Below are 26,143 nucleotides of genomic sequence, written 5' to 3'. Positions count from 1 at the left end.
TCAGCGGGTGCGGATCTCGACGAGCGGGGGCACCGCGAGGCGGCACGATACCTCTCGACCTCGTACGTCGACGACGACCTCGTCACCCTTCTTCAGGCCCGCTTCCAGTTCGATGAACGCGAGCGCGATCCCCGTCTTGAGGGTCGGCGAGAACGTGCCGGAACTGGTGACGCCTACGTCGCGTCCGCCGGCGCGGACTGCCTGTCCGGCCCGCGGGATCCCGCGCCCGGTGACCTCGAGCGCGTACAAGCGACGGGCGGGACCCGCCTCCTTCTGCCGAAGCAGTTCCTCGCGGCCCCAGAAGGCCGGCTTGTCCCAGCCGATCGCCCAGGCGCAGCGCGCTTCGAGGGGGCTGAGGTCCACGGACAGTTCGTTGCCGTGCAGCGGGTATCCGGCCTCGGTGCGCAACGAGTCACGGGCGCCGAGTCCACACAGCGCGCCCTCGCGGGACAGCACCTGCTCGGCGAGAGCGTCCCAGATCGCCCCGGCCTCGTCCCAGGCGGGCAGCACCTCGAAGCCGTACTCGCCGGTGTACCCGGTGCGGCAGATCCGCACAGTCTGCCCGTTCCAGTCGGCGTCGACGTACGCCATGTATTCGAGGTCGGTCGGCAGTCCCAGCGCCTCAAGCACCTCGCCCGCGAGAGGTCCCTGGACTGCGATCACAGCGCGGGAGCGGTGCTCGTCGGTAACAGTGACCTCGGGAGCCTGCTCGGACACGGCGGCCTGCATTCGCCTCACCACCTCGGCGGTGTTGGCAGCGTTGGGGATGAGGAAGATCTCCTCGTCTGAAACTCGGTAGGCGATGAGGTCGTCGACCACGCCTCCGCTTTCGTCGCAGCACAACGTGTACTGAGCGCTACCGGCGGAGATCCGATCGATGTCGTTGGTGAAGCACGAGTTGACGAATTCTGCGGCACCGGGGCCGGTTACGAGTGCCTTGCCGAGGTGACTGACGTCGAACAGGCCGACGGCCGTGCGGGTGGCGGTGTGTTCGGCGACGGTGCCTGAATACTGCACGGGCATAGACCAGCCGCCGAAGGGGGCGAAAGTCGCACCGGCCTCCACGTGACGGGAGTGCAGTGGCCCCTCGTGAAGGTCCCCTGTTTCTGTCATGTGGCCACTCCTCGCGCTCTCCGGTCCGGCTGCCTGCCCACGTTAGTCGATAGACTATGGTGCCCTCGCCGTGGCGGTCCCGCCACAGTGCCCGGGCGCAGAAGGAACCTTCCCGTCAGTCCCGCCGACCCCCAGGAGCGCTTCATGCCGACCGCGCAGTCGATCCTCACCCACAGCCCGGACCTTGCCCCGATCGAGGCGGTCACGACGCCGGTGGACGCCGATGTCCTGGTGGTCGGGATCGTCGCGGATGCCGGGGCCGCAGACGACGCTGCGCCTGTCGTCATCGCCCCCGGGTTGGACGACGGGGTCGCCTCAATGCTCGCCACGGTCGCCCGCTCGGTGGGCGCGTCCACCAAGGTCGCCGCCACCACTCGCGTGCCCGCACCGGACGGCGTGCAGGCCGGGTCGGTGGTGCTCGTGGGGTTGGGTGCGTCGGATGACGAGGTCACCGATGAGACGCTGCGCCGCGCGGCCGGTGCCGCTGCACGCGCCTGCCGTGGGCTCGGGTCCGCGTTGGTGTTGCTCGATGCCGAACGCGCCGAGCAGGTGGCCCTGGGGGCAGGACTCGGATCGTTCCGCCCGGCCAAGGTCACCGCGAAGAACGACGGCGACGACGAGACCATGGACTCCGTGAAGGTGTTCGTCTCCGACGGGGGTGCTGAGGCCGTCGCCCGCGCGGCCACCATCGCCGAGTGTGTCGGCCTCGCGCGAGACCTGGTCAACACCCCGCCCAACCTGTTGTTCCCCGGGTCGTTCGCCGATCGCGCGGCCGAGCTGTCCCGCGAGGCCGGGCTCGAGGTCGAGGTGCTCGACGAGGCCGCGCTCGCGGAGGGGGGGTTCGGCGGCATCCTCGCCGTGGGCGGCGGTTCCTCGCGCGGCCCACGCCTGGTACGCCTGACCCATCGTGGTCCCAAGGGGCGACCCACAGTCGCGCTGGTGGGCAAGGGCGTCACGTTCGACACCGGCGGCATCTCGATCAAGCCGGCCGCTGGCATGGAGCAGATGACCATGGACATGGGCGGCGCTGCGGCCGTGGTCGCCACCGCCATCCTGGCCGCCCGGTTGGGACTGGACCTCACCGTGGTCGCCACCGTGCCCATGGCGGAGAACATGCCGTCGTCGACCGCATACCGACCCGGCGACGTGCTGACCATGTACGGCGGAAGGACCGTGGAGGTCCAGAACACCGACGCCGAGGGCCGGCTGATCCTGGCCGATGCGATCGTGCGCGCTTGCGAGGACTCGCCGTCGCACCTCATCGACACCGCGACCCTCACCGGCGCGCAGATGGTCGCGCTGGGCAAGAAGACGCCGGGAGTGATGGGCACCGATGAATTCCGTGACCGGGTGGCCGAGCTCAGCCGTGAGATCGGCGAGGGCGGATGGCCAATGCCTCTGCCCGAGGAGCTTCGTGACGGCCTCGACTCCGAGGTGGCCGACCTGACCAACGTCACCCCGCATCGCTGGGGCGGCATGCTCTCAGCGGGCCTGTTCCTCTCCGAGTTCGTCGGCGAGGGCGTGGAGTGGGCCCACATCGACGTGGCCGGGCCTGCCTACAACGACGGCGCCCCCGAGGGGTACTTGCCCAAGGGCGGGACCGGTGTGCCCGTTCGGACGATGCTCGCCGTCTTGGAAGACATCGCGGCCGCCGGCTGAGGCACGACCCGCTGCTAGCGCCCGTCGGCCTCACGCATCTGTTCGCGGAGCCGACGGGCGCGCTCGCGCCGCTCGCGTGTGATGCGGACCTCCTCGAAGTCACGCATGCGCTGGGGATAACCCTGCACGGAAGCGTCGAACAGGGGCAGTTTCAGTTGCGCCGCGATTTTTCGCGCCGTGGTCACGTCGCCGACCGGGCGGCGGGTCCACTCGCCGTCGAAGGCGACCAGGCACAGGCCCGGGACCGAGACGAGCGTCTCGGGCTCGAGGTAGGCCTCGATGCCGACGCGGGTGCGGCACCACCTACGCAGGTGGTCGAGGTCGGCTGGGTCCGCAGGGATCCGCGGCCGACGACGCCGGAACAGGTCACCGATACCCACAGCCGGACTCCTCCCGTCGGCCCCCCGTACGGGGTGAAGGCCGTCTACGAGAAACGATCGTACCGACGCCCGACGGCTGTCACGCTGCGGACAACCCCCGGATCGGCACGTCCGCCGACGCCGACAGGTGGCAGAGGGCACAATGGACGACGATCCTGGGACGGGCGCTACCGCGCATCTACTCTCGGACCATCACAACGAATAGATAACTCACACCCACGACGCCGCTCACGCGGGCGCGGACCGCGCCGGCTGAGAGCGCTTGAGAACTCTTGAGGAGTCACGACACCATGGCCTTCTCCGTACAGATGCCGGCTCTCGGTGAATCCGTCAGCGAGGGCACGGTTACCCGCTGGCTCAAGAAGGAGGGGGACACGGTCGAGGTCGACGAGCCATTGCTCGAGGTCTCCACCGACAAGGTCGACACCGAGATCCCCTCGCCCGCGGCCGGCACGCTGACGAAGATCGTCGCCGAGGAGGACGAGACCGTCGAGATCGGCGGGGAGCTCGCCATCATCGACGATGGCTCGGGCGGATCGGACGATTCCGGTTCCGCGGATGCGGACCAGGCGGATGACTCCGCCGACGATGTCGACGACTCCGCGGACGAGCCCGCCGAAGAGCCCACCCCCGCGGCGAAGCCCTCGGGCAACGACACGGGGACGAGCAAGGGCGGCGGCGGCAAGGGCACCGACGTGGTCATGCCCGAACTCGGCGAGTCCGTCACCGAGGGCACCATCACCAAGTGGCTCAAGTCCGTCGGCGACACCGTCGACATCGACGAGCCCCTGCTCGAGGTCTCCACCGACAAGGTCGACACCGAGATCCCCTCCCCCATCGCAGGCACCCTCCAGAAGATCGTCGCCGAGGAGGACGAGACCGTCGACGTCGGCGCAACCCTCGCCATCATCGGCGACGGAGACACCGCAGACTCCGACGAGGACAACTCCGACGACCAGTCGGCCGAAGAGCAGAACGCGACCGACGACAAGACCGCAGATGTGGACGCTTCCGGTGAGGACGAGGTCCCCCAGGACACCCCGGAGACCGAGTCGAGGGCCGCCGCCGAGGCGGAAACCAGGTCCGAACAGAAAACCGAGAAGAAGGCCGAGAAGCCGCGCGAGTCGGAGAAGCCCTCCGGCGGTGAAGCATCTCGTGACGTGCCGAAGCGGGCCGAGCCCGCAGCGGCCGCCAAGGCCGGGACCTCACCGTATGTCACCCCACTGGTACGCAAGCTCGCACAGGAGCACGGTGTCGACCTGGACTCGGTCAAGGGCACCGGCATCGGTGGCCGGATCCGTAAGCAGGACGTCCTCGCGGCGGCCGAGGGCTCGGGATCCGCCTCCGCAGCCGAAGCCCCCGCAGAGAAGAAGGCGCCCTCCGGCGGTCCTTCCAAGGCTGGTGTGCGACCGGAGCTCGCAGAGCTCCGTGGCACCACGAAGAAGGCCAACCGGATCCGAAAGATCACGGCGCAGAAGACTCGCGAGTCGCTGCAGGCCACGGCCCAGCTCACGCAGGTCTTCGAGGTCGACATGACCCGGGTGGCGCAGCTGCGCTCGCAGGTCAAGGAACAGTTCGTCGACAAGCACGGCGTCAAGCTCACGTATCTTCCGTTCTACGCCAAGGCGGTCGTCGAAGCCCTGGTCTCGCACCCGAACGTCAACGCGTCCTACGACGAGGGCACCAACGAGATCACCTACCACGGTTCGGTGAACCTCGGGATCGCCGTGGACACCGAGGCGGGGCTACTCTCCCCGGTGATCCACAACGCGCAGGACCTGGACATTCCGGGGCTGGCCAAGGCGATCATCGACCTGGCCGAGCGGGCGCGATCATCCAAGCTCACCCCGGACGACCTCCAGGGCGGCACGTTCACCATCACCAACATCGGTAGCGAGGGAGCCCTGTTCGACACCCCGATCCTCGTCCCGCCGCAGGCGGCGATGCTGGGCACCGGTGCGATCGTTCGGCGGCCGGTCGTTGACGCTGACGCGGACGGCGAGTCCATCGCCATCAGGTCGATGGGCTTTGTCCCGATGACCTACGACCACCGCCTGATCGACGGCGCCGACGCCGGCCGCTTCCTCACCACGGTGAAGGACCGGTTGGAGAAGGCCGAGTTCGACGGTGACCTCGACCTCTAGGTTCCGCTGACCCAGGCGACGGGCGCCCTCCTCGATGGAGGGCGCCCGTCGTCGTCAGCGCACTGCTCGGCCTAAGCTGGAGACATGCCTCACACCGGTCAATCATTGCGCCGCGATCCGGCGCCCCCGGAGATCCGTCGGCTCGGCACCGTAGAGTACAGCCCCACGTGGGATCTCCAACGGTCTCTCGCAGAAGAGCGCGCCGAGGGGGTACGCGGGGACACGATCCTGCTACTGGAGCACCCCGCCACCTATACCGCGGGCAAGCGCACCGAGCCGTCCGACCTCCCGACCGACGGGACCCCGGTCGTCGACGTCGACCGCGGCGGGCGCATCACCTGGCACGGGCCCGGCCAGTTGGTGGGCTACCCGATCATCGCGCTGACCGACCCCATCGACGTGGTCGAGTACGTTCGACGCGTCGAGCAGGCCCTCATCACCACCTGCGCGCGACTCGGCGTCGAGGCCGGACGGGTCGACGGGCGCTCCGGGGTCTGGTGCACGGCCTCGGACGGCAGGCCCGAGCGCAAGATCGCCGCCATCGGAATCCGCGTCCAGCGGGGCGTCACGATGCACGGGTTCTCACTCAACTGCGACTGCGACCTATCGGCGTTCTCCCGGATCGTCCCCTGCGGGATCGTCGACGCCGGCGTCACCTCGCTCACCGCCGAACTCGGTCGCCCCGTGCCAGTGTCGGAGGTCCTGGACCAGGTCACCTCCGACATGGTGGAAGCGCTCGATGGCCGACTGCCCGTGGCGTGATTCGCGCGTAGGCTTGCGGCCGTGACTGTGACTCCTGAAGGCCGCAAGCTCCTCCGTATCGAGGCCCGTAACGCCGAGACGCCTATCGAGCGCAAGCCGTCGTGGATCCGGACCCGGGCCACCATGGGTCCCGAGTACAAGGAACTCAAAGGCCTGGTCCGCACAGGTGGCCTCCACACGGTGTGCGAGGAGGCCGGGTGCCCGAACATCTACGAGTGTTGGGAGGACCGGGAGGCGACGTTCCTCATCGGCGGCGAGCAGTGCACCCGCCGTTGTGACTTCTGCCAGATCGACACCGGCAAACCCAGCGCCCTCGATCGGGACGAGCCGCGCCGTGTGGCCGAGTCCGTGCGCGAGATGGGTCTTCGTTACTCCACCATCACGGGTGTGGCCCGCGACGACCTGGAGGACGGCGGTGCGTGGCTGTACGCGGAGACCGTCCGCAAGATCCACGAGCTCAACCCCAACACGGGGGTGGAGAACCTCATCCCCGACTTCAACGGGAACCCCGACCAGCTGGCTGAGGTGTTCGAGTCACGTCCCGAGGTTCTCGCACACAACCTCGAGACCGTGCCGCGGATCTTCAAGCGGATCCGCCCGGCATTCCGGTTCGACCGCTCCCTCGAGGTGATCCGGGCCGCCCGCGACTTCGGCCTGGTCACCAAGTCCAACCTCATCCTGGGGATGGGAGAGACGACAGACGAAGTCGTCGACGCGATGCGCGACCTGCACTCCGCGGGCTGTGACATCCTCACCATCACGCAGTACCTGAGGCCGAGCCCGCTGCACCACCCGATCGACCGCTGGGTCAAGCCCGAGGAATTCGTCGAGCTGTCGGATCAGGCCCGCGAAATCGGCTTCGCCGGGGTCATGGCCGGCCCCCTCGTTCGCTCCTCGTACCGCGCCGGCAGGCTGTACGTCCAGGCGCTGGAGCACCGCGGCCAGGAGGTTCCGGACCATCTGGCGCAGCTGACGACCGGCGGGGCAGCGTCCCAGGAGGCCTCGAGCGTTCTGGAGCGCGAACGCACCCGCGTCTGACCATTCCTCGCCCGCGCCGGCAGGTCACCCCTTCCACGAGCCGCAGTTCCCGGACCGCGTTCGCCGCCACGTATCCTGGTGGGCATGGCGAAGAGCGAGCTCACCAAGGCGGAGAAGAAGGCGGCCCGAACCGCCAGGCGGCAGGCGGGCAAAGAACAGCGCGGCCAGATGTGGCAGGCGCTGAAGATCCAGTCCAAGCAGGACAAGCTCCTGTGGCCGCTGATGATCGGTGCGCTCGTGGTGTCGATGGTCGTGTTCTTCCTGCTCGGCACTCTGTGGGGTGGGGAATGGTGGATGCTCCCGCTGGGAGTGCTCACCGGCCTCATGCTCGCGATGGTGATCTTCTCGCGCCGGGTACAGGGCACCGTCTACGGCAAGGCCGAGGGGCAACCGGGTGCCGCCGCGTGGGCCCTGGATCAACTGCGGTCCGGATGGCGGGTCAACCAGGCCGTCGCCGCCACGACGAGCTTCGACGCGGTCCACCGCGTGGTCGGTCGGTGCGGAATCGTGATCGTGGGCGAGGGCGAGCCCCGGCGCCTCAAGCCGCTCATGGCGCAGGAGAAGAAGAAGGTCGCCCGGGTGGTGGGCGACACCCCGATCTACGAACTGATCGTCGGCAACGAGGAGGGCGCGTCCCCTGAGCAGGTGCCGCTGCGCAAACTCAATCGTCGCCTCACCCGCTACCCGATGAACATCAGCCGGGCCAAGGTCGACGCCCTCGACACCCGCCTCCGCGCCCTGAGCACCAAGACCGGCGTGCAGAACCAGATGCCCAAGGGCCCGGTCCCCCAGGGTGCGAAGGTCCGGAGCATCCAGCGTAGCGCCCGCCGCCGAGGCTGACCGCCCGCCGTTACTGGCGACCCCGCCGGGTCCCCGACGCCTGCCGCCCACCACGGGCCGCGGGCGTCGGTTGTTAGCGGGTGCGGATGAGCGCGGTGCCGGTGGCGCGGTCGTGCATGCCGCGGCCGTCTTCGTCTTGGATGAGTGGAGGCAGCAGGAAGAAAATGAAGACCACTCGAACCAGCGAGCGACCGAAACCCACGCGTTCGTCGGCGTCAATCCGAGCCGTGCCGATACCGACCACTGCCTGACCAGGCGTCTGCGCGAACAGCCACACGCAGATCACGCCGCTCGCGCCCCAGATCAGCGGCACCGCCCAACTCGCGACAGCGGAGAACGACTCACCTCCCAGCGCTCCCGGGCCGCCCACCATCACGATGACCCCGACCAGCCCGTAGGCGAGGAGCCAGTCCACCACGAGGGCACTCAACCGAACGCCGAGCGGGGCGATCGAGCCCGTGCCGGACGCTGGGAGGCCGAGACGCTCGCCCTTGTATTTCTGCTCCGGCCCAGTGCCGGAGGTGGGTCCGGACAGCCATGATCCCGCAACGTCACGCATGGTGCCCAGGGTAGCCCGGCGCCCTGCCGATCCCCATGTCGGCGACACCCCTACCCGCACGACTAAGCTGACCCCATTGGGAGGGACCACACCCGGCCGGTGGCGTAACACCGGCGAAACATTCGGTTGACGGCCGGGCAACACCTCGCCCATATCGTGAGGTCATCGCACGACGGGAGACACCGGTCACCCGTCGCACAGAAAGACGAGGAGCGAATCGTGGCATTCTCCACTCCGGACGAGGTCGTCAAGTTCATTAAGGACGAGGGCGTCGAATACATCGACATCCGATTCACGGACATGCCGGGCAACGAGCAGCACTTCACGATCGCCGCAGCGGCGTTCGACGAGGACATGATCGAGGAAGGCTTGGCCTTCGACGGCTCCTCCATCCGGGGCTTCCAGTCGATCCACGAGTCCGACATGATGCTCCTTCCGGATGTCGCCACGGCCCGCCTCGACCAGTTCCGCAAAGCCAAGACGCTCAACATCAGCTGCTTCGTCCACGACCCCTTCACCCGTGAGGCCTACAGCCGCGACCCGCGAAACGTCGCCCGCAAGGCCGAGGAGTACCTGGTCTCAACCGGTATCGCGGACACCTGCTTCTTCGGCGCCGAGGCCGAGTTCTTCATCTTCGACTCCGTCCGCTACGGCAGCGGAACCAACCACGGGTTCTACGAACTGGACTCTGTCGCCGGGCACTGGAACACCGGTGCCGAGACCGAAGCCGACGGTTCACCCAACCTCGGCTACAAGGTTCGCTCCAAGGGCGGGTACTTCCCGGTCGCCCCGTACGACCACTTCGTCGACTTGCGCGACGAGATGTCTACCAACCTCACCAACGCCGGCTTCGAGCTCGAGCGTCTGCACCACGAGGTTGCCGGCGCCCAGCAGGAGATCAACTACAAATTCAACACACTGCTGCGCGCCGCCGACGACGTCCAGCTGTTCAAGTACATCGTCAAGAACACGGCCTGGAAGAACGGCAAGTCGGCCACCTTCATGCCCAAGCCGCTCTTCGGCGACAACGGCTCGGGCATGCACGCCCACCAGTCGCTGTGGAAGGACGGAAAGCCGCTTTTCCACGACGAGTCCGGGTACGCAGGGTTGTCCGACATCGCTCGGTACTACATCGGCGGCATCCTGCACCACGCGCCGTCGCTACTGGCGTTCACCAATCCCACGATCAACTCCTATCACCGGCTCGTCCCGGGCTACGAGGCCCCGATTAACCTGGTGTACTCACAGCGCAACCGATCGGCGTGCGTCCGGATCCCGATCACCGGCAACAACCCCAAGGCCAAGCGCATCGAGTTCCGCTGCCCCGACTCCTCCGGTAACCCGTACTTTGCGTTCGCCGCGATGATGATGGCCGGCATCGACGGCGTGAAGAACAAGATCGAGCCTCTGGCCCCGGTCGACAAGGACCTCTACGAGCTCCCGCCGGAGGAGGCCGCCGACATTCCGCAGGCGCCCACTTCGCTATCCGCGGTCATCGACCGCCTCGAGCAGGACCACGAATACCTCACCGAGGGCGGCGTGTTCACCGAGGACCTCATCGAGAACTGGATCTCCTTCAAGCGTGAGAAGGAGATCGCGCCGGTCAATCTCCGCCCGCACCCGCACGAGTTTGAGCTCTACTACGACTGCTGACGAGCTCCCAGTCCTGACCTGCGCCACGAGCTGATGGCGTAGGTCAGGACGACATTCGTCTCTGGTGTATTCGGTTCAGGACTTCGACTAGCTGGTTGCGTGCCCGAAGGTCCAGGCGTCCACGGACGATAGTCGCACTCGCATGGCTGGGATCGTGCCCTTCACTCCGCGCTGCCAGGCGTCCTTGATGTGGATGAACGACGCGACTCGGTCCTCTCCGTCCATGGCCTCCTCGTACTTCCTGATGCCGATCTGACGGAACGTACTGGCCTGAGCGTCGGCCACCTGCTCGGACTTCTCGTCACCCGAGAGGGCGTCGAAAATCCCCGCCTGGATCCGCATGAACTCGCCCTCGGGGATCAAGTACCCTTCCCACCCCTGGCCGTCGATCACGAACGTGATCGGGAAGTTCACGGGCGCCTGCTCTATGCCCTCTGCCATATTTCGGAGCAAGTAGTCGAGGTCAGTAGCTCCTTCATTACCTGTAGTCACAGATCCAGCCTACCGATACCGACAGGCACCCAGGCGTTGCGCGCCGCCGCCACAAGCCACCGGCGGCGTCAGTGGATGAATTTCTACTCCAGAGTCTTGTCCAAATCGGATAATCCGGAACGTCGCGGCAGCACCGCCCTTGCGCTTACGGTGAGGGCAGGGAACCAGCCACTGCAGGGCGTGTCGCCGGGAAGGAGTCGGACCATCATGGATACCGATGGAGTCGACTTCCGGAGCTCCTCGCCCCGGGCCCGCCCGCTGAAGGTTGTCGCCGCGGCACTCGACCCCGACCACGTCCCCGAGCCGGACCGGCAGGGCCAGGGCTATCCCGTGATGCTCAAGCTGTCGAGGGTGTTGGACCCGGAGGAGGCGCGCCTCATTCTCGAGCGCAATCCGTTCCTCCACGCCACCGCTGGCTCCCGGAAGCTCGTCGCCATGGACACCTCGGTCGAGACACTCCGCGAGCAGAAGGATCGGCTCCAACTCCTGCTCGCCGAAGTCGAGGCGGACGCCCTGGCTGAACAGGCCCGCCAGCGGGTCGAAGAGCACCGCGCGGCCGAGCTGCGGGTGGCAGAGATGCGCCGGCGCACCGAGATCCTCGGCGAGATCGAGTGGTAGCGCCGCGGCGACATGGGCGGCGACATGGGAGAGTTCACCCATGAACACACCGCTCCGCTCCCGTTCCGTCTCAGGTGCCGCACGTTCCGCAGTGGACCATCCCGCACTCGAGTGGCTGGCCCGGGCCGGGTTCGTGATGAACGGTGTGCTCCACCTCCTCATCGGCTGGATCGCCGTCCGGATCGCCATCGGGTCGGGCGGCGGTGAGGCCTCCAACTCTGGTGCGCTGGCCGAGATCGCGAGCGCCCCGGGTGGGCAGGTCATGTTGTGGCTCGGCGCGGTCGCATTCATCGCCCTTGCCCTGTGGCAGACGGTCGAGGTGTTCCTCGGCTCCGACGAGGTCTCCGACCGGGCGAACGCCGGAGCGAAGGCTGCCGTCTACCTGGCGCTGGGGCTGACCACCGCGCGGTTCGCCTCCGGCGGCGGCGGGTCCGACTCCGAGACCGCCTCCAACACCACCGCCGGGTTGCTCGGTTCCGGGGCAGGGAAGGTCGCCCTTGTCGTCGTCGGTCTCGTGCTGCTCGTTGTGGGCGGGTACCACGTCTACAAGGGGGCCACGGCGAAGTTCGTCGAGGACCTCGAACGCACCGGCGGTGGGAACGTCGGCCGGGCCATGATCATCGCGGGCCGGGTGGGTTATGTGGCCAAGGGCATTGCGCTCGCGATCCTGGGTGGCCTAGTGATCGCCGCCGTCGTCACCGCGGATCCTGAGAAGGCCGGGGGTCTGGATGCTGCCTTGCGCACGGTCGGCGACCAGCCCTTCGGGCAGGTGCTGCTGGTGCTCACCGGGGTGGGGATCGCGCTGTTCGGCCTTTACTCGATCGGGCGGGCACGCTACGGCCGGATGTGACCGACCTGGCCAACTCGCCCCGGACCGGACGTGATTCAGCCGAGCTTGGGGAAGTTCGCCGGGCAGTAGGTCCCCACCGCGGCACCGAGGAAGAAGCCCTGACCATCCGGATCGAGTCTCGCGCGGTCCCCCAACCATCCGGACACCTCGTCCATCTGCTGGCCGCCGTCGAACCGGCCGCAGGCCTCCGTGGCCGTCGCGACCGGGTCCACGCCCTCGGGCAGGGTGACGCCCCGCCGCTCGAGCAGTGCCTCGAAATCTCCGCCTCCCGGGGCGGGCACTCCGGGAGCGGGCTCCGCCGACGCTGGTGCGTCCTCGGGTGGCGGCAGCGGCTCCGGCTCGCCCGGCATCGGTTCGGCCGCCGGCGACTGCGGCGGAGGAGGCGGGACCGGGCCGGTGGGCTTGCTCGGCCGTTCCTGAGCGAACGGCGAGGACGCGGTGGCCGACGCGGTGGGTTCCGAGGACACCTCCGGGGCCTCCCCGTCCACCGTCGCACCGCCGCACCCGGCGAGGACGGCCACCAGCACGGCAGTGGTGGCACCGATGGCGGACAGACGCGAACGTGAACTCATGGTGCGCATGCTAGGTCACCTGAGCCGAGGTGCGGGAAGAAGTACCGTGGCGAGCACGCCGAGATGATCCGTCCTGCCCACCTCGACGGTGTCCGTTTCACCCACCGTGACCGCGCCACGCGCCAGCACGTGGTCGATCCCGATGAGCGGCGGGATCCGCCGGCCCGCCGGCCAGGTCGGCACCCAGCCGTCGCTCCCGCCGGCAACAGAATCGGTGTACCCAAGACTCCTCAGATCACGGAATCGCACGTGGTCCCAGGTGGCGTTGAAATCCCCGCCCACCACGACCGGCGCGGGGCCCGGCAGGCTGCCGAGGTACCAGCGCAGTCGCTCGGCCTCCTCGACCGCGGCGGGAGTGTCGAACAACGGGGCCACCGGGTGCACGGCAACCACCGTCACCGGCCCTCCCGGCCCCGCCATCTCAGTGCGCACGAGCCCCCGACTGAAGCCGGAGACCCGCTCGGGCGGAGAGAGGGGGAACCGCGACCACACCGCCACCCCGTGCGTCGTGGGAGCGGTCGCAGCGGCCTCGTGAGGAAGTAGCCCCGTCAGGCCCGCCGTGCGCAGCGCGTCCGCCGCCTCCGACGTGGTCTCCACGGTCATGAGCAGATCAACCCCGCTGGTGCGGACGGCCCGCACCACGTCGTGTGGGGCGGCTCGGCCGTACTCGAGGTTCTGCACCATCACCCGCATCGGGATACCTTCACCGTCGTCGATCCGGCGTGGCGGTGCCACGAGGGGCCCGTACTGGACCACCCCGACGCCCACCAGTGCGACGGCGATGATCCCGAGCAGCACCGACCGCGCGCGCACGGACGCGATCAGAGCGACGATCGACAAGGCCCACGCGGCAGCGGCGAACGTCGCGAGCACCACCACGGCGGGGAACTCCGAGCGTGAGTGATGCAGTGCCACCCCCGCCCCGGCGACGAGCGAGGAGAGGATGGCGATGGTCCGGGCGATCGGGCGCCGGGGTGTCACCGCAGGAACTTGCGCAGGTCCCCCAGCGCGGCGATCACGCGGTCCAGGTCGTCGCCGTTACGCACCATCGAGCGCACCGTCTCGGCCACCGACGCCACCGTCGGGGAGGACGGCGCCGGTGCGGTGCCTTCCACTGGCTGGCCGGCCAGGGCACCGGAGGCCGCTCGCGCCGCGCCCGAGCGTCGTCTGTCCGGGCCGAGCTCGACCTCGAAGCGGTCGCCCTTGTCATCGGAACCGAGGCAGCGGACGCGCTCGTCGGCGGGGACCCCGGCGGCGCGCACGGCATCGACGAACTCGTAGAGCTCGCCGTAGGTCACCCCGTCGAGGGTGAGGGTGAGGTTCATTGTCACAGGCATGAGCCCAGGTTATCGGCGCGGACGCACCCGACGCATCAGGGACGACCCTGGTTGCGACCATGGCCCACCCCCGGCCCGGGCACGGCACGACCACCACCCGTGGCCGAAGCGGTAGCCGTCAGTCCTCACCCCAGAACACGTGGTCGACAGCCTTGCGCCCCAGCCGGGTCACCCGGAGGTACTCGTTGAGGAACCCCGCGCCGTCGGCGGAGCCTGTACAGATCATTGCCACCGCCGCCAGGATCTTGCCCTGACCGGGCAGCTGGTCGACCGCCTTCCCTCGTGCCAGAACCAGGGCGTTCCGGGCGTGCCCGGCCATGAGCCAGGACTGCACCAGCGCATCACGCTCCCCCTCCGAGATCAGTTCTGCCGAGGCGGCGGCGTCGAGAGCCTCGAGCGTGGACGTAGTGTGCAGCCCTGACACCCGGGCAGCGTGCTGCATCGTCAACAGTTGGGCGCACCACTCCACGTCCGCCAGCCCACCGCGACCGAGCTTGGTGTGCGTCGCCGGATCCGCGCCTCGCGGCAGGCGCTCCGTGTCGATCCGTGCCTTCATCCGCCGGATCTGTTGGACGACCTTCGGAGGCACTCCCTGCTCCGGGTAGCGGAACTCGTCGACCATGTGGAGGAAGTCGAGCCCGAGGTCACGGTCGCCGGCGGCAAACGACGCACGTAGCAGTGCCTGCAGTTCCCAGGTTTCGGCCCACTTGGCGTAGTAGGCGCGGTAGGAGGCCAGGGTGCGCACGAGCGGGCCGTTGCGGCCCTCCGGGCGCAGGTCGGCGTCGAGGTCGAGCGGGGGATCCGACGACGGCGAGGCCAGCAATCTGCCCACGCGCTCCGCCACCTGCGAGGCCCACCGAACCGCCTCATCCTCCGCGACCCCCTCGGCCGGGTCACAGACGATCATCACGTCCGCATCGGATCCGTAGGACAGCTCGTCACCACCGAGCCTCCCCATCCCGATGTAGGCGATACGCGCGGGCTGCCGGCCGCCCTCGGGCATCATGTCGCGGACCACGGCGGCCAGCGCCGCCTCGAGCACTGCCCGCCATACCGCCGACAGCCGCCTGCCGACGTCAGGGACGGAGATCATCTGCAGGACGTCGGCCGCGCCGATCCGGGCCAACTCGGCGCGGCGCAGCGATCGCGCCGTGGCGATGACTCGCTCGGGGGTCGGGTGCCGGGCGGCGGAGGCGGTGAGAGCGGACGCGATGTCGGAAACCTTGGAGGCCACCAACACAGGCCCTTGGGCACCGTCGGTGAGGTCGGGGATCACCTCGGGATTGCGCATGAGCAGGCCCGCGACGAACGCGGAGGTCCCCAATACGTGCACGAGGCGGCGAGCGACGATGCTGTCGTCGCGCAGCGTGCGCAGGAACCAGGTCACCTCCTCGTTCTCCTCGCATAGGCGCCGGTAAGCCAGCAGGCCCGCGTCGGGGTCCGCGGTGTCGGCGAGCCACTCCATGAACGTAGGAAGCAGCAGCGCCTGGATGCGTCCCCGGCGACTGCTCTGCCCCGCCAGTGCACGCAGGTGCCCCAACGCATTGCGAGGAGCCGCGAAGCCGAGAGCTGCCAGCTGGCGTTCCATCGCCTCCGGACTGAGCGAGAGGGCCTCGGCGTCGTAGGAGGCGATCGAGTCGAGCAACGGACGGTAGAACAGCTTCGAGTGGAGGCGGCGGACCCGCCCGCGCAGCTCGCGCAGGCTCCGCCGCAGAACCTGGGCGGCATCATTCGGCCCGTCTGGCCGGATGTGCGCCGCGCGGGCCAGCCAGCGGTAGGCCTCCTCGTCGTCGTCCTCCGGTAGCAAGTGGGTGCGCTTGTAGCGCTGCAACTGCAGGCGGTGCTCGAGCAGGCGGAGAAACTCGTATGCGGCTACCAGTTCCGCGCTGTCTTCGCGGGCGATGTACCCGCCGTCGCGCAGGGCGCCGAGCGCGTCGACGGTGCTGGTGACGCGCAGGACCTCATCGGTGCGCCCGTGGACCATCTGCAGCAACTGCACGGCGAACTCGACGTCGCGCAGCCCCCCGCGTCCCAGTTTCAGTTCACGTTCCCGCAGGGCCTCGGGCAGGTTCTCCTCGACACGCCGTCGCATCGCCTGCACGTCGTGGACGAAGTCGTCCCGCTCGGCGGCGGTCCACACCATCGGGTAAACGGTGTCGTGGTAGTCCACGGCCAGCGCTATGTCGCCGGTCATAGGCCGCGCCTTGAGCAGAGCCTGGAACTCCCACGTCTTGGCCCAACGCCTGTAGTAGACGGCGTGCGACTCGAGGGTGCGCACCAGCTCGCCGGACTTGCCCTCCGGGCGCAGGGCCGCATCGACCTCGAAGAAAGCCATAGACCCGATGCGCATCATCTCCCCCGCCACCCGCGCAGTCCTGGCGTCGGCGGGCTCGGCTACGAAGATCACGTCGACGTCCGAGATGTAATTGAGTTCGCGCGCCCCGCCCTTGCCCATGGCCACCACGCCAAGGCGGGCTGGCATGGGCGAATCCGGGTAGACAGTGGTCACGGCTACCGCGAGAGCGGCGGTCAACGCGGCGTCCGCAAGGTCGGACAGACGCCGCCCCACCTCGGTGAACGGCAATGCCGGTTCGTCATCCTCGACGGCGGCAGCCACGTCGTGGGCGGCGAGCAGGGCTACGTGGTCGCGGTAGGCGGAGCGCAGCACGTTGACCGCGGCACCGCCGGTGACCCCGGCGCGATACGTTCCGACGCTGCGGAGGTCCTCGCGCTGGGACGGCTGTGGTGCGTCCTCGACGGCCTGTTCGGGGACCGCCTCGACCGCCCCAAGCATGTCGGCTAGGACGTCCTCGAATGCGGGCAGGTCAGCGCGCAGCAACGCCCACCGACTGGGTTCGGCGACCAGGTGGTCCCCGAGCGCGCTCGATGACCCGAGCAACCCCAGCACCCTCGCCCGCAACCGCGGGTCGGACCGCAGTGCGTGGTCCAGCGCCTCGACCCCGGTGGCGGCGTCCCCGGCCGGTTCGGAGGCCAACGACTCCCGCAACCGCACCAAGGCACCCAGTGCGAGGTCGGGGTCCGGCGCACGGGACAGCGCCCACAACACGGGGACCGCATCATCGTCGGTCCAGCCCAGGTAGCCGAGCCAGTCCCCTGCCCTGTCGTCGAGCAGGCCGAGGCGCCCCGGGCTGGGTAACCGTCGGCGCGAGGAATCCCTGCTCACCATGCCCCCGCTGGTCACAAGTTGAGGTAGTGCCGCAGCTCGTACGGGGTCACTTCGGTCCGGTACTCGTGCCACTCCCGCCGCTTGTTGCGGAGGAAGAACTCAAAGACGTGCTCGCCCAGCGCCTCGGCGACGAGCTCGGACTCCTCCATGGCATCCAATGCCTGCTCCAGGCTGCCCGGCAGGTCGGTGTAGCCCATCGCCCGCCGCTCGCGCCGGCTCATCGTCCACACGTCGTCCTCGGACTCCGGTGGCAGCTCATAACCCTCCTGCACCCCCTTGATTCCTGCGGCGAACATGACCGCGTAGGCCAGGTACGGGTTGCACGCCGAATCCGGGCTGCGGACCTCGATCCGGCGGGAGGACGCCTTGTTCGGCGTGTACAGCGGTACGCGGACGAGGGCCGAGCGGTTGGCCCGGCCCCAAGTGGCGGCGGTAGGGGCCTCACCGCCGCCGATGAGCCGCTTGTAGGAGTTGACCCATTGATTGGTCACGGCGGAGAACTCGGGCGCGTGGCGCAGGATGCCCGCGACGAACGACTTCGCGGTGGTAGACAGCTGGTACTCGTCGTCCGGGTCGTGGAACGCGTTGGAGTCCCCCTCGAACAGGCTCATGTGGGTGTGCATGGCCGACCCAGGATGATCGCGCAGGGGCTTGGGCATGAACGACGCCCACACCCCGTTGTTCATGGCCACCTCCTTGAGGACATAGCGGAAGGTCATGATGTTGTCCGCCATGCTCAGGGCGTCGGCGTAACGCAGGTCGATCTCCTGCTGCCCTGGTGCACCTTCGTGGTGGGAGAACTCCACCGAGATGCCCATCGCCTCGAGCGCCTCGATCGCGTGACGCCGAAAGTGCGGGGCGATGTCGTGGACAGCCTGGTCAAAGTAGCCGCCGTTGTCTGTGGGTACCGGTTCCGCGCCGTCAGTGTCCAGGTCCTTGAACAGAAAGAACTCGATCTCCGGGTGTACGTAACACGAGAACCCGAGGTCCGCGGCCTTGCTGAGCTGACGCCGCAGGACGTGCCGGGGGTCCGCCCAGCTGGGGCTGCCGTCCGGGTTGAAAATGTCGCAGAAAATTCGCGCGGTGTGCTGCTTCCCGTCGGCATGGGCCCACGGGAGCACCTGGAAGGTCGACGGATCCGGCTTGGCGACGGTGTCCGCCTCGGACACCCTGGAGAAGCCCTCGATGGCGGAGCCGTCGAAGCCGATCCCCTCCTCGAAAGCCCCCTCGAGCTCGGCCGGTGCGACCGCGACCGATTTGAGGGTCCCGAGAACATCGGTGAACCAGAGTCGGACGAACCGGATGTCGCGCTCTTCCAAGGTCCTGAGAACGTACTCCTGCTGGCGGTTCATGCGGTCCAACCTAGTGCCTGTCGTGTTACGAGCGTGTGACATCCACCTCGCACCACGCACGCCGACCCCCGCGGGGCGGGCGTGGCAGACTCGTCGGCGACGGATAGCACTTTCGTCACCGCCCCCTGCCCACCCGGGGACCGGCCACAGCAGCCGGCCTCGAGGTCACCGAAGGAAGGCCACACGTCATGAGCGACACCCCCGATACCCCGGTCTACGGCGCCGGCAGCGCCCCGAACCAGGCTCCGCAGGGCAACGGTGAGCCGGGCCTGACCAAGGTCACCCGTCTGCACCACCTCGCAGAGCTCAAGGCCGCCGGCGAGCCGTGGCCGATGCTCACGGCCTACGATTTCGTCTCCGCTCGGCTGTTCCAGGAAGCGGGGATTCCCGTACTGCTGGTGGGCGACTCGGCTGCCAACGTGGTTTATGGCTACGACACGACGGTCCCGGTGACCGAGGACGAGATGATCCCGCTGGTGCGGGCGGTCACCCGCGGCGCCCCAAAGGCGCTAGTCGTGGCGGATCTCGTGTTCGGCAGCTACGAAGCCTCGCCGACGCAGGCGGTGGCCGCGGCCACCCGCATGATGAAGGAGGGCGGTGCCCAAGCCGTCAAGCTCGAGGGCGGGGTGCGGATGGCCCCGCAGATCCGCGCGATCGTGGACGCAGGGATTCCCGTAATGGCCCACATCGGCTTCACACCGCAGTCGGTCAACGGACTGGGCGGGTTCCGGGTCCAGGGCCGCGGCGACGCCGCAGACGAACTGCGCGCCGACGCGCGAGCAGTCCAGGAGGCCGGGGCGTTCTCGGTGGTCATGGAAATGGTGCCCGCCGACCTGGCCCGCGGGGTCACCGACGAGCTGGAGATCTCCACCGTCGGCATCGGTGCCGGAAACGGCTGCGACGCCCAGGTTCTGGTCTGGCAGGACATGGCCGGCTATGGCACCGGCCGCACTGCCAAGTTCGTCAAGAAGTACGCGGCGCTCGCCGACGATCTGCGGGACGCCGCCCGCGAATACGGCGCGGAGGTGCGTTCGCGCGCCTTCCCCGGGCCCGACCACTCCTTCTGATCGTGGCCCCACAGGACCCCGGGCGCCGCGGGCGGGACGTCCCGTACCCGAGGATCGAACCCCACGACAGCGGCATGCTGGAGGTGGGCGACGGCCAGGAGCTCTACTGGGAGTGCTCGGGCAATCCCGACGGTGCCCCGGTGATCTTTCTCCACGGCGGCCCCGGCGGCGGCACCAGCCCGGCCCACCGTCAGATGTTCGATCCCGCCGCCTACCGGATCATCCTGGTCGATCAGCGCGGCTGCGGGCGCAGTACACCTCATGTGGCCGACGGCGCCGACCTCGCCGTCAACACGACCTGGCATCTCGTGGCCGATCTCGAGCGAGTGCGTGAACACCTGGGGGTCGAGCGCTGGCTGGTGTTCGGCGGTTCCTGGGGATCGACACTGGCGCTGGCGTACGCGCAAGAGCACCCCGACCGGGTCCGCGGCCTCGTGCTGCGGGGAATCTTCCTGTGCAGGCAGTCGGAGATCGACTGGTTCTACCGAGGCGGGGCCGCACACCTGTTTCCCGACGAATGGGAGGGCTATCTCGCACCCCTGATCGCCGCCGACGGCGCAGCCGCGGTGCTGCAGCCCGGGTACGACCATGTGGCCTCCTACCACCGACTCCTGCACTGCGGGGACCCTGAGGTGGAGCTCGTCGCGGCGCGGGCGTGGACTACCTGGGAGAAGTCCACCTCGACCCTGCTCCCCCGCCCTGCTGGAGTATTAGGCGACCCGGACCGATTCGCGCTTGCGTTCGCCCGAATCGAGAACCACTACTTCGTCAACGACGCTTTCCTGACCGGCGCCTCGATACTGGACCGGATGGACCGCATCGACCACCTGCCGGCAGTGATCGTGCACGGGCGCTACGACGTGGTGTGTCCGGTGGCCAACGCGTGGGAGTTGCACGCGGCGTGGCCGGGGTCGGAGCTGCACATCGTCCCCGCCGCCGGGCACGCGATGACCGAACTCGGGACAACCCACCTGTTGCTCGAGGCGACCGATCGCTTTCGCCCCTGACCCGCGATCTTCGTCGAGACCCGGTAATCTCGGGCGGTTAGACGCCGGAGCAGCCCAGGCGCCGGCTCAACGGCCGACTTCCTGCCCGGCCCGCGCGGTGGCTGCGGGGGTACGCGTGTAGGCGCTCAGGTCGAACTCTCGGGTCTCCCGGCGGAACGCGAATGTGAAGTCGGGCCACACGGCGGGCGCGTTCCCCTTCGCATCGAGGTACCAGCTGCGGCAGCCGCTCACCCAGACTGTGTCTCCGATTCCGTCACGTAATTCCCGGTTGTAGGCGTCCTGCACGGCCCGGCGGATCTCGACGGTCTGCAGTTCGCGGTCGCGCATGGTGCGCATGGCGTCAAGCAGGTAGTTGAGCTGGGATTCGATCATGTAGATCATCGAGGAATGCCCGAGACCGGTGGCGGGGCCGACCAGTACAAAGAGGTTGGGGTAGCCGGCAACCGTGGTGCCCTTGTAGGCCTCCATACCCTCGTCCTCCCACCTGTCTGCGAGGGTGCGGCCATCGGCACCTCGGACCCGATCGAAAAACGGTGAGTCGGTCACGTGGAAGCCGGTGGCCACCACCAGCACGTCCGATGGGTGCTCGACACCGTCGCTGGTGACAATCCCGTCCTTCGTGACGCGGCTGATCGGCTCGGTGATCACGTCGACGTTCTCCCGTGCCAGCGTCGGATACCACGTGTTGGACAGCAGTATGCGCTTGCACCCGATCTCGAAGGTCGGCGTGAGTTTCTCCCGCAGGCGGCGATCGCGCACCTGCATCGCCAGGTGGGCGCGCCCGAGAGCCTTGATCGGGGCCAGCGCTGCCCGCGTGCGGGTGAGTCCGACCACCTGGAACTCGCGGCTGGCGTACTGCAGAGCCCGCATCGCGCGCTGCAGGCCGGGAATCCGGCGGTATGCTGCGCGCTCTATCTCCGGGTACTTCCGGTCCATCCGTGGCAGGACCCAGGGCGCGGTCCGTTGGTAGACATCGAGGTGCGACACCTGCGGTGCGATCGACGGCACCACCTGGATCGCCGAGGCTCCGGTGCCGATCACCGCCACCCGCTTGTCCGCCAACGTCACCGAGTGATCCCACCGGGCGGTGTGGAAGACGGGGCCGTCGAAGTCGTCGATCCCGTCGATGTCCGGCCGCTTGGGTTCGCAGAGCGCGCCGACGCCCAGCACCACCACGCGGGCGTCGTATACGTCCTCGGAGGTCCGCACAGTCCAGCGCCCGCGATCCTCTTCGAATTCCACCGCGGTCACGTCGACCCCGAACCGGATCTTCTCGCGCACCCCGGCATCGTGCGTGACCCGGCGGATGTAGTCGTAGATCTCCCCCTGTGGAGAGAACGCCCGGGACCAGTCGGGGTTGGGAGCGAATGAGAAGGAATACAGGTGGGACGGCACGTCGCACGCCGCACCGGGATAACTGTTGTCCCGCCAGGTCCCGCCGACGTCGGAGCCTCGTTCGAGCACCACCAGGTCGTTGAAGCCCTCCTGTGTCAGCCGGATGGCCGCGCCGAGACCGGAGAACCCGGCCCCCACGACGAGGACGTCGACGATCTTCGGATGATCCACAGTTTCCCCCAACGATGAGCGTGTGATCCTTGCCACCGACCTTACCCGCTGGTAAGTCCGCGCAGGGTGGAGCACAGCGGGCGGAGTCCACCCTTTACTGGTACAACCGGTCCATGACGATCAACGAGACCGTCGAGGTCGAGAGCAAATTCGAGGTCGACGAACACACCCCGCCGCCCTCCCCCGATGCATTCGCGCCACTCGTCGCCGACACTCCGGTGCAGCACGAACTCTCCGCTGTCTACTTCGACACCGCGGACCTATCGCTCACCCGCCACAAGGTCACGCTGCGTCGCCGCACCGGCGGTGACGATGAAGGCTGGCATCTCAAACTTCCCGCCCGGGAGGGCCGAGTCGAACTCCACGCCCCGCTCGGCGAGGGCGAACCTCGGGACGAGGTTCCCCCACAGGAACTCATCGCGGCCGTCGCCGGGCTGGTCCGCCGCCGGACTCTCGACCCCATCGCCCGCATCGACAACCAGCGGCAGGTCCTCACCCTGCGAGACCCTGACGGGGTCGCCGTGATCGAATTCTGCGATGACCGCGTCTCGACCCGGTCCTTCATCGCGGGCGGAGCCACAGCCGGGTGGCGGGAGTGGGAGGCCGAACTCGTTGATCCGGCGCGTCCCAACGCCCACGATCATCTCGCGGCCGTCGCCACTGCGTGCACAGACGCGGGCGCCACGACCTCGTCGTCGTCCAAACTCGCCCGAACCCTCGGCCCCCTCCCCGAGGCCTACGAACGCGGCGTCTCCCCCGTACGCGACGCACTGACCCAGGACCTGCAGCAGCTTCTCGACCACGACCCCGCCGCCCGGCGCGTCACCATGGTGGGCGTCCACCAGATGCGCGTCGCGATCCGCGGCCTGCGCAGCACCATCAGCACCTATGCCGACGAACTCGCGGCAGAGACCACCGGCACCGATATCGCCCCGGCGGGAATCCTCGACGAGCTCAAGATCCTCGCCGCCGTCCTGGGCAAGGTCCGTGACATCCAGGTGGTCGATGAGCGGATCACGTCGCTCGTCGCCGGCTACCCCGATAACGTGGTGAGCCCGCAGACCCGCCATCGCCTGAGGGTCGAGTTGGACTTCGAGGAGGATCGGGCGGGCAAACGTGTCACCGCAGCACTGAATTCCGACCGGTATCTCGATCTGATCGACCGCCTCCACGAACTCGTCAGCGTCGCCGGCACCGGATCCGCCGCCACCGAACCCGCCACTGCGGAGGACGAGAAGTCCACGCAGGGCCGCAAAAAGCGTCGTTCGCGAGAGAGCATGATCCTGCGCGGGGTGGATCGGCAGTTCAGGGAGTTTTCCACGGTCCGCACCCGCACCGAGCGCGACCTGGCCTCACTCGACCTGACGCTGGCACAGCGGGAGGAACTCACCCACGTGGTGCGCAAGCGCGCAAAGGCACTGCGCCGCAATATCAGCGCGCTGCCGAACTCGGACGATCTCACGGTGGCGCCGCTGCGCACCGCATGCGATCGGTTGCACACGGTGCTGGGCGAGGTCCAGGACAGCGTGACGACCAGGCAATGGATCCGGCGCATCGCGCGGCGGGCCGAGTCCGCGGGCGAGTCGACATTCGGCCTCGGGGTGATCTTCGAGCACGAACGCGGGTTCTCCGAGCGCACGCTCGAGGGGTTCGAGAGCGATGCCGCGGCGGTGACGGCCGCCTACCACGAATTGTCAGCATCGCGCCGCACGGCCCAGAAGCGCACGAAGAAGACCGGCAAGAAAAAGAACAAAAAGAAGAAGAGCGACGGAAAGTAGGACCGCTCCACCGGCCGGGGCCCGAGGCGGTCAGTCCTTCTCGTCTTCGGCGTCCCACGCCTCGTTGCGGGCCTTCGCCCTGGCGAGTGCCGCCTCCGCCTCACCGCGCGATGCGTACGGGCCCATCCGGTTGTCCCAGTTGGTCACTTTGCCCTGCTGCGCCTGGCCAGTAGCGATGTCGTAATACCACTGCTCTTCCGACATGGCGGACCTCCTCGGATCGATGGATGCGCGATACACGACGGACCCTACTAGCAGCGCCCCGACCCGCCACCGCGCGTCCCCCAGCCGATCATCCTGACCTCAGGGCCGTGGCGAACGAGTCGGCCTGTAAGCCGGATCCTGTGCCCTCCGCGGACGGAGGGCGACGACCATCCATCTGGGCACACCGTCACCGGGTACCTCGAGCGGTCCACCCGCGGACTCGGGCGAGCAGCCCTTCCGTGCATCGCTGCACACCATCCGCGCGTCCGCACCGCGAGCGGTGCGGCCTTCGACCTTGCTCCGGGCGGGGTTTACCTAGCCGCCCCGGTCACCCGGGGCGCTGGTGCGCTCTTACCGCACCGTTTCACCCTTACCGCGCCCAGTGGCGCGGCGGTCTGTTTTCTGTGGCACTTTCCCGCGGGTCACCCCGGGTTGCCGTTAGCAACCGCCCTGCTCTGTGGAGTCCGGACTTTCCTCGGGCCGGGGCCTGATCACCTTGTGGCGATGGTTCCCCAGTCCGCGGCCGTCCGGCCGACTCGTTCGCCCCAAGGAGTCTAGTCGCCCGCGACGGCTGGTCGGGGCGCGGGCTGGTCGAGGTGCGAGGTGTCGTTGACCAGGTGGACTGAAGTCGGCCCGTCGGAGTAGAAGCGCACGTCGGAGACGGAGGCGAGGTCTAGATGCAGCCGGAACAGCAATTCGTCACCGGCATCCAGGCCCGCCCGGATCGCCAGTTTGATAGGCGTGACGTGACTGACCACCGCGACCACTCCACCGGGGCGGTCGGCGACGATGCGCTGCAGGCTCCGTTCGACGCGTGCCCGCACCACGGCGAAGCTCTCGCCGCCCGGGGGTGCGACGGCGGTGTCGCCCAGCCACCGCGAGTGAATGTCCGGGTCCTGCTCGGCGGCCTCCCGGAAGGTAAGCCCCTCCCATCGACCGAAGTCGGTCTCGATGAGGTCCTCGTCCACCACCAAGGGCACGCCCGCGGCGTCGGCGGTCTGCTCGGCGGTGGCGAGGCACCGGCGCAGCGGGGACGACACGACCGCGGTCAGGCCCGGAAGTGCCGCGAGCCGGGCCGCGGTGCGCTCGGCCTGGGCCACACCGAGGTCGGTGAGTCCGGGATCGCCCTGGCCGGAATAGCGCCGGTCCACCGACAGCGGGGTCTGACCGTGGCGGGCCAGCACGATTCGGGTGGGGCGGCCGGTGGCGCCGGTCCAGCCCGGCCCGCCGGTCACGAGTTGGAGGTGCGGACGACGATCACGCCGCATTCCGGGCAGGTGAGGACTTCGTCTTCGGCGGCGGACCGGAAAGCCGACACGGCCCTGCGGTCCAAGTCCATACCGCACGCCGAACAGCGTCCCCCGTTGAGAATCGCCGCACCACGCCCTGCATCTGCAGCGCTACGCGCGTAGAGGTCGAGCAGCTCGGCGGGGAGGGTCTCGGCCTCGCGGGCCCGTTCGGCGATGGTCGTGGTGATCGCGTCCTCGAGCTCGGCAAGGGCATTGTCCCTCATGGTTACAGCCATCCCGATTCGGGCATCGAAGTCGGTGACCATCGCCCCTGAGTGGCGGACATCAGCTTCCATGGCCTCGTAGCGTTCGGTGAGCTCACCGAGTTCCCCCTCCAGTGCATCCTGGCGGCGGGCCAGCGAGCGCAACTCGTAGTCCAGCTCTGTCGACTGCCGCTCGGACAGGCCACCCGCCGCCAGCAAGTCGGAGTCCGCGGCACGGCGCCGATGCACGGCGTCCAGGTCCGAGCGCAGTTTGGCGAGGGCACGGTCGAGATCTTCAAGGTGGATCCGGGCGCGTGCCACGGATTCGGTGGCGGCTCGTCGCTCAGCTTTCAGCCCATCGAGCGTCGCCTGCTCGGGTAGCCGCGAGCGTCGGTGCTCGAGACCAGCCAGGCGCTGGTCGAGGTCGGCGATGTCGACGAGTCGACGCTGGTGGTGCGGATCGGCCTTCATGG

23 protein-coding genes, 1 other RNA gene and 1 pseudogene are annotated in these 26,143 nt (G+C 68.5%); 11 read left to right on the top strand and 14 right to left on the bottom strand.

The window, feature by feature from the left end:
* A complete protein-coding gene (gene gcvT / locus FQ137_RS13560) occupies nt 1-1,113 on the bottom strand; it encodes a glycine cleavage system aminomethyltransferase GcvT (protein WP_149293124.1) in 1,113 nt (370 codons plus the stop codon).
* A 144-nt stretch (nt 1,114-1,257) separates the two neighbouring features.
* On the opposite strand from gcvT, the gene FQ137_RS13555 reads away from it, so the two are divergent.
* A complete protein-coding gene (locus FQ137_RS13555) occupies nt 1,258-2,772 on the top strand; it encodes a leucyl aminopeptidase (RefSeq protein WP_149293123.1) in 1,515 nt (504 codons plus the stop codon).
* A gap of 14 nt (nt 2,773-2,786) precedes the next feature.
* Here FQ137_RS13555 and FQ137_RS13550 read toward each other — a convergent pair whose 3' ends face one another.
* Nucleotides 2,787-3,152 (bottom strand): oxidoreductase, encoded by a 366-nt coding sequence (locus FQ137_RS13550; protein WP_149293122.1) that lies wholly within the window; start codon nt 3,150-3,152, stop codon nt 2,787-2,789.
* Nucleotides 3,153-3,442: 290 nt separating this feature from the next.
* Between FQ137_RS13550 and sucB the strand changes: the two genes are divergently transcribed.
* From sucB to FQ137_RS13530, 4 genes are all read left to right on the top strand, one after another.
* Nucleotides 3,443-5,296 (top strand): 2-oxoglutarate dehydrogenase, E2 component, dihydrolipoamide succinyltransferase, encoded by a 1,854-nt coding sequence (gene sucB / locus FQ137_RS13545; RefSeq protein ID WP_149293121.1) that lies wholly within the window; start codon nt 3,443-3,445, stop codon nt 5,294-5,296.
* A gap of 84 nt (nt 5,297-5,380) precedes the next feature.
* Nucleotides 5,381-6,058 (top strand): lipoyl(octanoyl) transferase LipB, encoded by a 678-nt coding sequence (gene lipB, locus FQ137_RS13540; protein ID WP_149293120.1) that lies wholly within the window; start codon nt 5,381-5,383, stop codon nt 6,056-6,058.
* Between the two features lie 21 nt (nt 6,059-6,079).
* The gene (lipA, locus tag FQ137_RS13535) at nt 6,080-7,096 is read left to right on the top strand and encodes a lipoyl synthase (protein WP_188065034.1); all 1,017 of its coding nucleotides are present in this window, start codon (nt 6,080-6,082) and stop codon (nt 7,094-7,096) included.
* 84 nt (nt 7,097-7,180) lie between these two features.
* A complete protein-coding gene (locus FQ137_RS13530; RefSeq protein ID WP_149293119.1) occupies nt 7,181-7,936 on the top strand; it encodes a DUF4191 domain-containing protein in 756 nt (251 codons plus the stop codon).
* A gap of 73 nt (nt 7,937-8,009) precedes the next feature.
* Here FQ137_RS13530 and FQ137_RS13525 read toward each other — a convergent pair whose 3' ends face one another.
* Nucleotides 8,010-8,495 carry an RDD family protein gene (locus FQ137_RS13525; RefSeq protein WP_149293118.1) on the bottom strand — a complete coding sequence of 162 codons (486 nt, stop codon included), beginning with the start codon at nt 8,493-8,495 and terminating at the stop codon, nt 8,010-8,012.
* 219 nt (nt 8,496-8,714) lie between these two features.
* Here FQ137_RS13525 and glnA (FQ137_RS13520) point away from each other — a divergent pair, with 219 nt between their 5' ends.
* Nucleotides 8,715-10,148 carry a type I glutamate--ammonia ligase gene (gene glnA / locus FQ137_RS13520; RefSeq protein ID WP_149293117.1) on the top strand — a complete coding sequence of 478 codons (1,434 nt, stop codon included), beginning with the start codon at nt 8,715-8,717 and terminating at the stop codon, nt 10,146-10,148.
* Between the two features lie 87 nt (nt 10,149-10,235).
* Here glnA (FQ137_RS13520) and FQ137_RS13515 read toward each other — a convergent pair whose 3' ends face one another.
* On the bottom strand, nt 10,236-10,640 hold the full coding sequence (locus FQ137_RS13515) for a hypothetical protein (protein WP_149293116.1): 405 nt from the start codon (nt 10,638-10,640) through the stop codon (nt 10,236-10,238).
* 207 nt (nt 10,641-10,847) lie between these two features.
* On the opposite strand from FQ137_RS13515, the gene FQ137_RS13510 reads away from it, so the two are divergent.
* Together FQ137_RS13510 and FQ137_RS13505 are read left to right on the top strand one after the other, a co-directional pair.
* On the top strand, nt 10,848-11,258 hold the full coding sequence (locus FQ137_RS13510) for a hypothetical protein (RefSeq protein ID WP_149293115.1): 411 nt from the start codon (nt 10,848-10,850) through the stop codon (nt 11,256-11,258).
* A 40-nt stretch (nt 11,259-11,298) separates the two neighbouring features.
* Complete coding sequence (locus FQ137_RS13505) at nt 11,299-12,108, top strand: DUF1206 domain-containing protein (protein WP_149293114.1); 810 nt, start codon at nt 11,299-11,301, stop codon at nt 12,106-12,108.
* 35 nt (nt 12,109-12,143) lie between these two features.
* Here FQ137_RS13505 and FQ137_RS13500 read toward each other — a convergent pair whose 3' ends face one another.
* The 5 genes from FQ137_RS13500 to glnA (FQ137_RS13480) all read right to left on the bottom strand — a co-directional run bounded on the left by FQ137_RS13500 (nt 12,144) and on the right by glnA (FQ137_RS13480) (nt 18,556).
* Nucleotides 12,144-12,680: a DUF732 domain-containing protein gene (locus FQ137_RS13500; protein WP_149293113.1), complete on the bottom strand. Its 537-nt coding sequence runs from the start codon at nt 12,678-12,680 to the stop codon at nt 12,144-12,146.
* Between the two features lie 15 nt (nt 12,681-12,695).
* Nucleotides 12,696-13,661 (bottom strand): endonuclease/exonuclease/phosphatase family protein, encoded by a 966-nt coding sequence (locus FQ137_RS13495; protein ID WP_255584362.1) that lies wholly within the window; start codon nt 13,659-13,661, stop codon nt 12,696-12,698.
* Nucleotides 13,658-14,017, bottom strand: coding sequence for a hypothetical protein (locus FQ137_RS13490; RefSeq protein WP_255584361.1), 360 nt, complete (start codon nt 14,015-14,017; stop codon nt 13,658-13,660). The genes FQ137_RS13495 and FQ137_RS13490 overlap by 4 nt, the downstream gene beginning before the upstream one ends.
* A 118-nt stretch (nt 14,018-14,135) precedes the next feature.
* Nucleotides 14,136-17,204, bottom strand: coding sequence for a bifunctional [glutamine synthetase] adenylyltransferase/[glutamine synthetase]-adenylyl-L-tyrosine phosphorylase (locus FQ137_RS13485; RefSeq protein WP_149293112.1), 3,069 nt, complete (start codon nt 17,202-17,204; stop codon nt 14,136-14,138).
* Between the two features lie 11 nt (nt 17,205-17,215).
* Nucleotides 17,216-18,556: a type I glutamate--ammonia ligase gene (gene glnA, locus FQ137_RS13480; RefSeq protein WP_149293111.1), complete on the bottom strand. Its 1,341-nt coding sequence runs from the start codon at nt 18,554-18,556 to the stop codon at nt 17,216-17,218.
* A gap of 188 nt (nt 18,557-18,744) precedes the next feature.
* On the opposite strand from glnA (FQ137_RS13480), the gene panB reads away from it, so the two are divergent.
* On the top strand, nt 18,745-19,623 hold the full coding sequence (gene panB, locus FQ137_RS13475; RefSeq protein WP_149293110.1) for a 3-methyl-2-oxobutanoate hydroxymethyltransferase: 879 nt from the start codon (nt 18,745-18,747) through the stop codon (nt 19,621-19,623).
* Between the two features lie 2 nt (nt 19,624-19,625).
* Nucleotides 19,626-20,630 (top strand): prolyl aminopeptidase, encoded by a 1,005-nt coding sequence (gene pip / locus FQ137_RS13470; RefSeq protein ID WP_255584360.1) that lies wholly within the window; start codon nt 19,626-19,628, stop codon nt 20,628-20,630.
* Between the two features lie 66 nt (nt 20,631-20,696).
* Here pip and FQ137_RS13465 read toward each other — a convergent pair whose 3' ends face one another.
* The gene (locus FQ137_RS13465; RefSeq protein WP_149293109.1) at nt 20,697-22,196 is read right to left on the bottom strand and encodes an NAD(P)/FAD-dependent oxidoreductase; all 1,500 of its coding nucleotides are present in this window, start codon (nt 22,194-22,196) and stop codon (nt 20,697-20,699) included.
* A gap of 113 nt (nt 22,197-22,309) precedes the next feature.
* On the opposite strand from FQ137_RS13465, the gene FQ137_RS13460 reads away from it, so the two are divergent.
* Entirely contained in the window at nt 22,310-23,974 is a 1,665-nt protein-coding gene (locus FQ137_RS13460) for a CYTH and CHAD domain-containing protein (protein ID WP_149293108.1), read from the top strand.
* Nucleotides 23,975-24,004: 30 nt separating this feature from the next.
* On the opposite strand, the gene FQ137_RS13455 is transcribed toward FQ137_RS13460, so the two are convergent.
* The 4 genes and pseudogenes from FQ137_RS13455 to FQ137_RS13440 all read right to left on the bottom strand — a co-directional run bounded on the left by FQ137_RS13455 (nt 24,005) and on the right by FQ137_RS13440 (nt 26,141).
* The gene (locus tag FQ137_RS13455; RefSeq protein ID WP_149293107.1) at nt 24,005-24,214 is read right to left on the bottom strand and encodes an SPOR domain-containing protein; all 210 of its coding nucleotides are present in this window, start codon (nt 24,212-24,214) and stop codon (nt 24,005-24,007) included.
* Nucleotides 24,215-24,289: 75 nt separating this feature from the next.
* An RNA gene (rnpB, locus tag FQ137_RS13450) (RNase P RNA component class A) lies at nt 24,290-24,717 on the bottom strand.
* 15 nt (nt 24,718-24,732) lie between these two features.
* Nucleotides 24,733-25,401, bottom strand: a pseudogene (locus tag FQ137_RS13445) (histidine phosphatase family protein); the annotation flags it as partial.
* Between the two features lie 8 nt (nt 25,402-25,409).
* Nucleotides 25,410-26,141, bottom strand: coding sequence for a zinc ribbon domain-containing protein (locus FQ137_RS13440; RefSeq protein ID WP_149293106.1), 732 nt, complete (start codon nt 26,139-26,141; stop codon nt 25,410-25,412).
* Between the last annotated feature and the right edge of the window lie 2 nt (nt 26,142-26,143).

This window comes from Dietzia sp. ANT_WB102 (assembly GCF_008369165.1).
Lineage (GTDB): Bacteria > Actinomycetota > Actinomycetes > Mycobacteriales > Mycobacteriaceae > Dietzia.
Note: the sequence above shows the minus strand (reverse complement) of the source record. Positions and strands in the feature narration are given on the sequence as shown.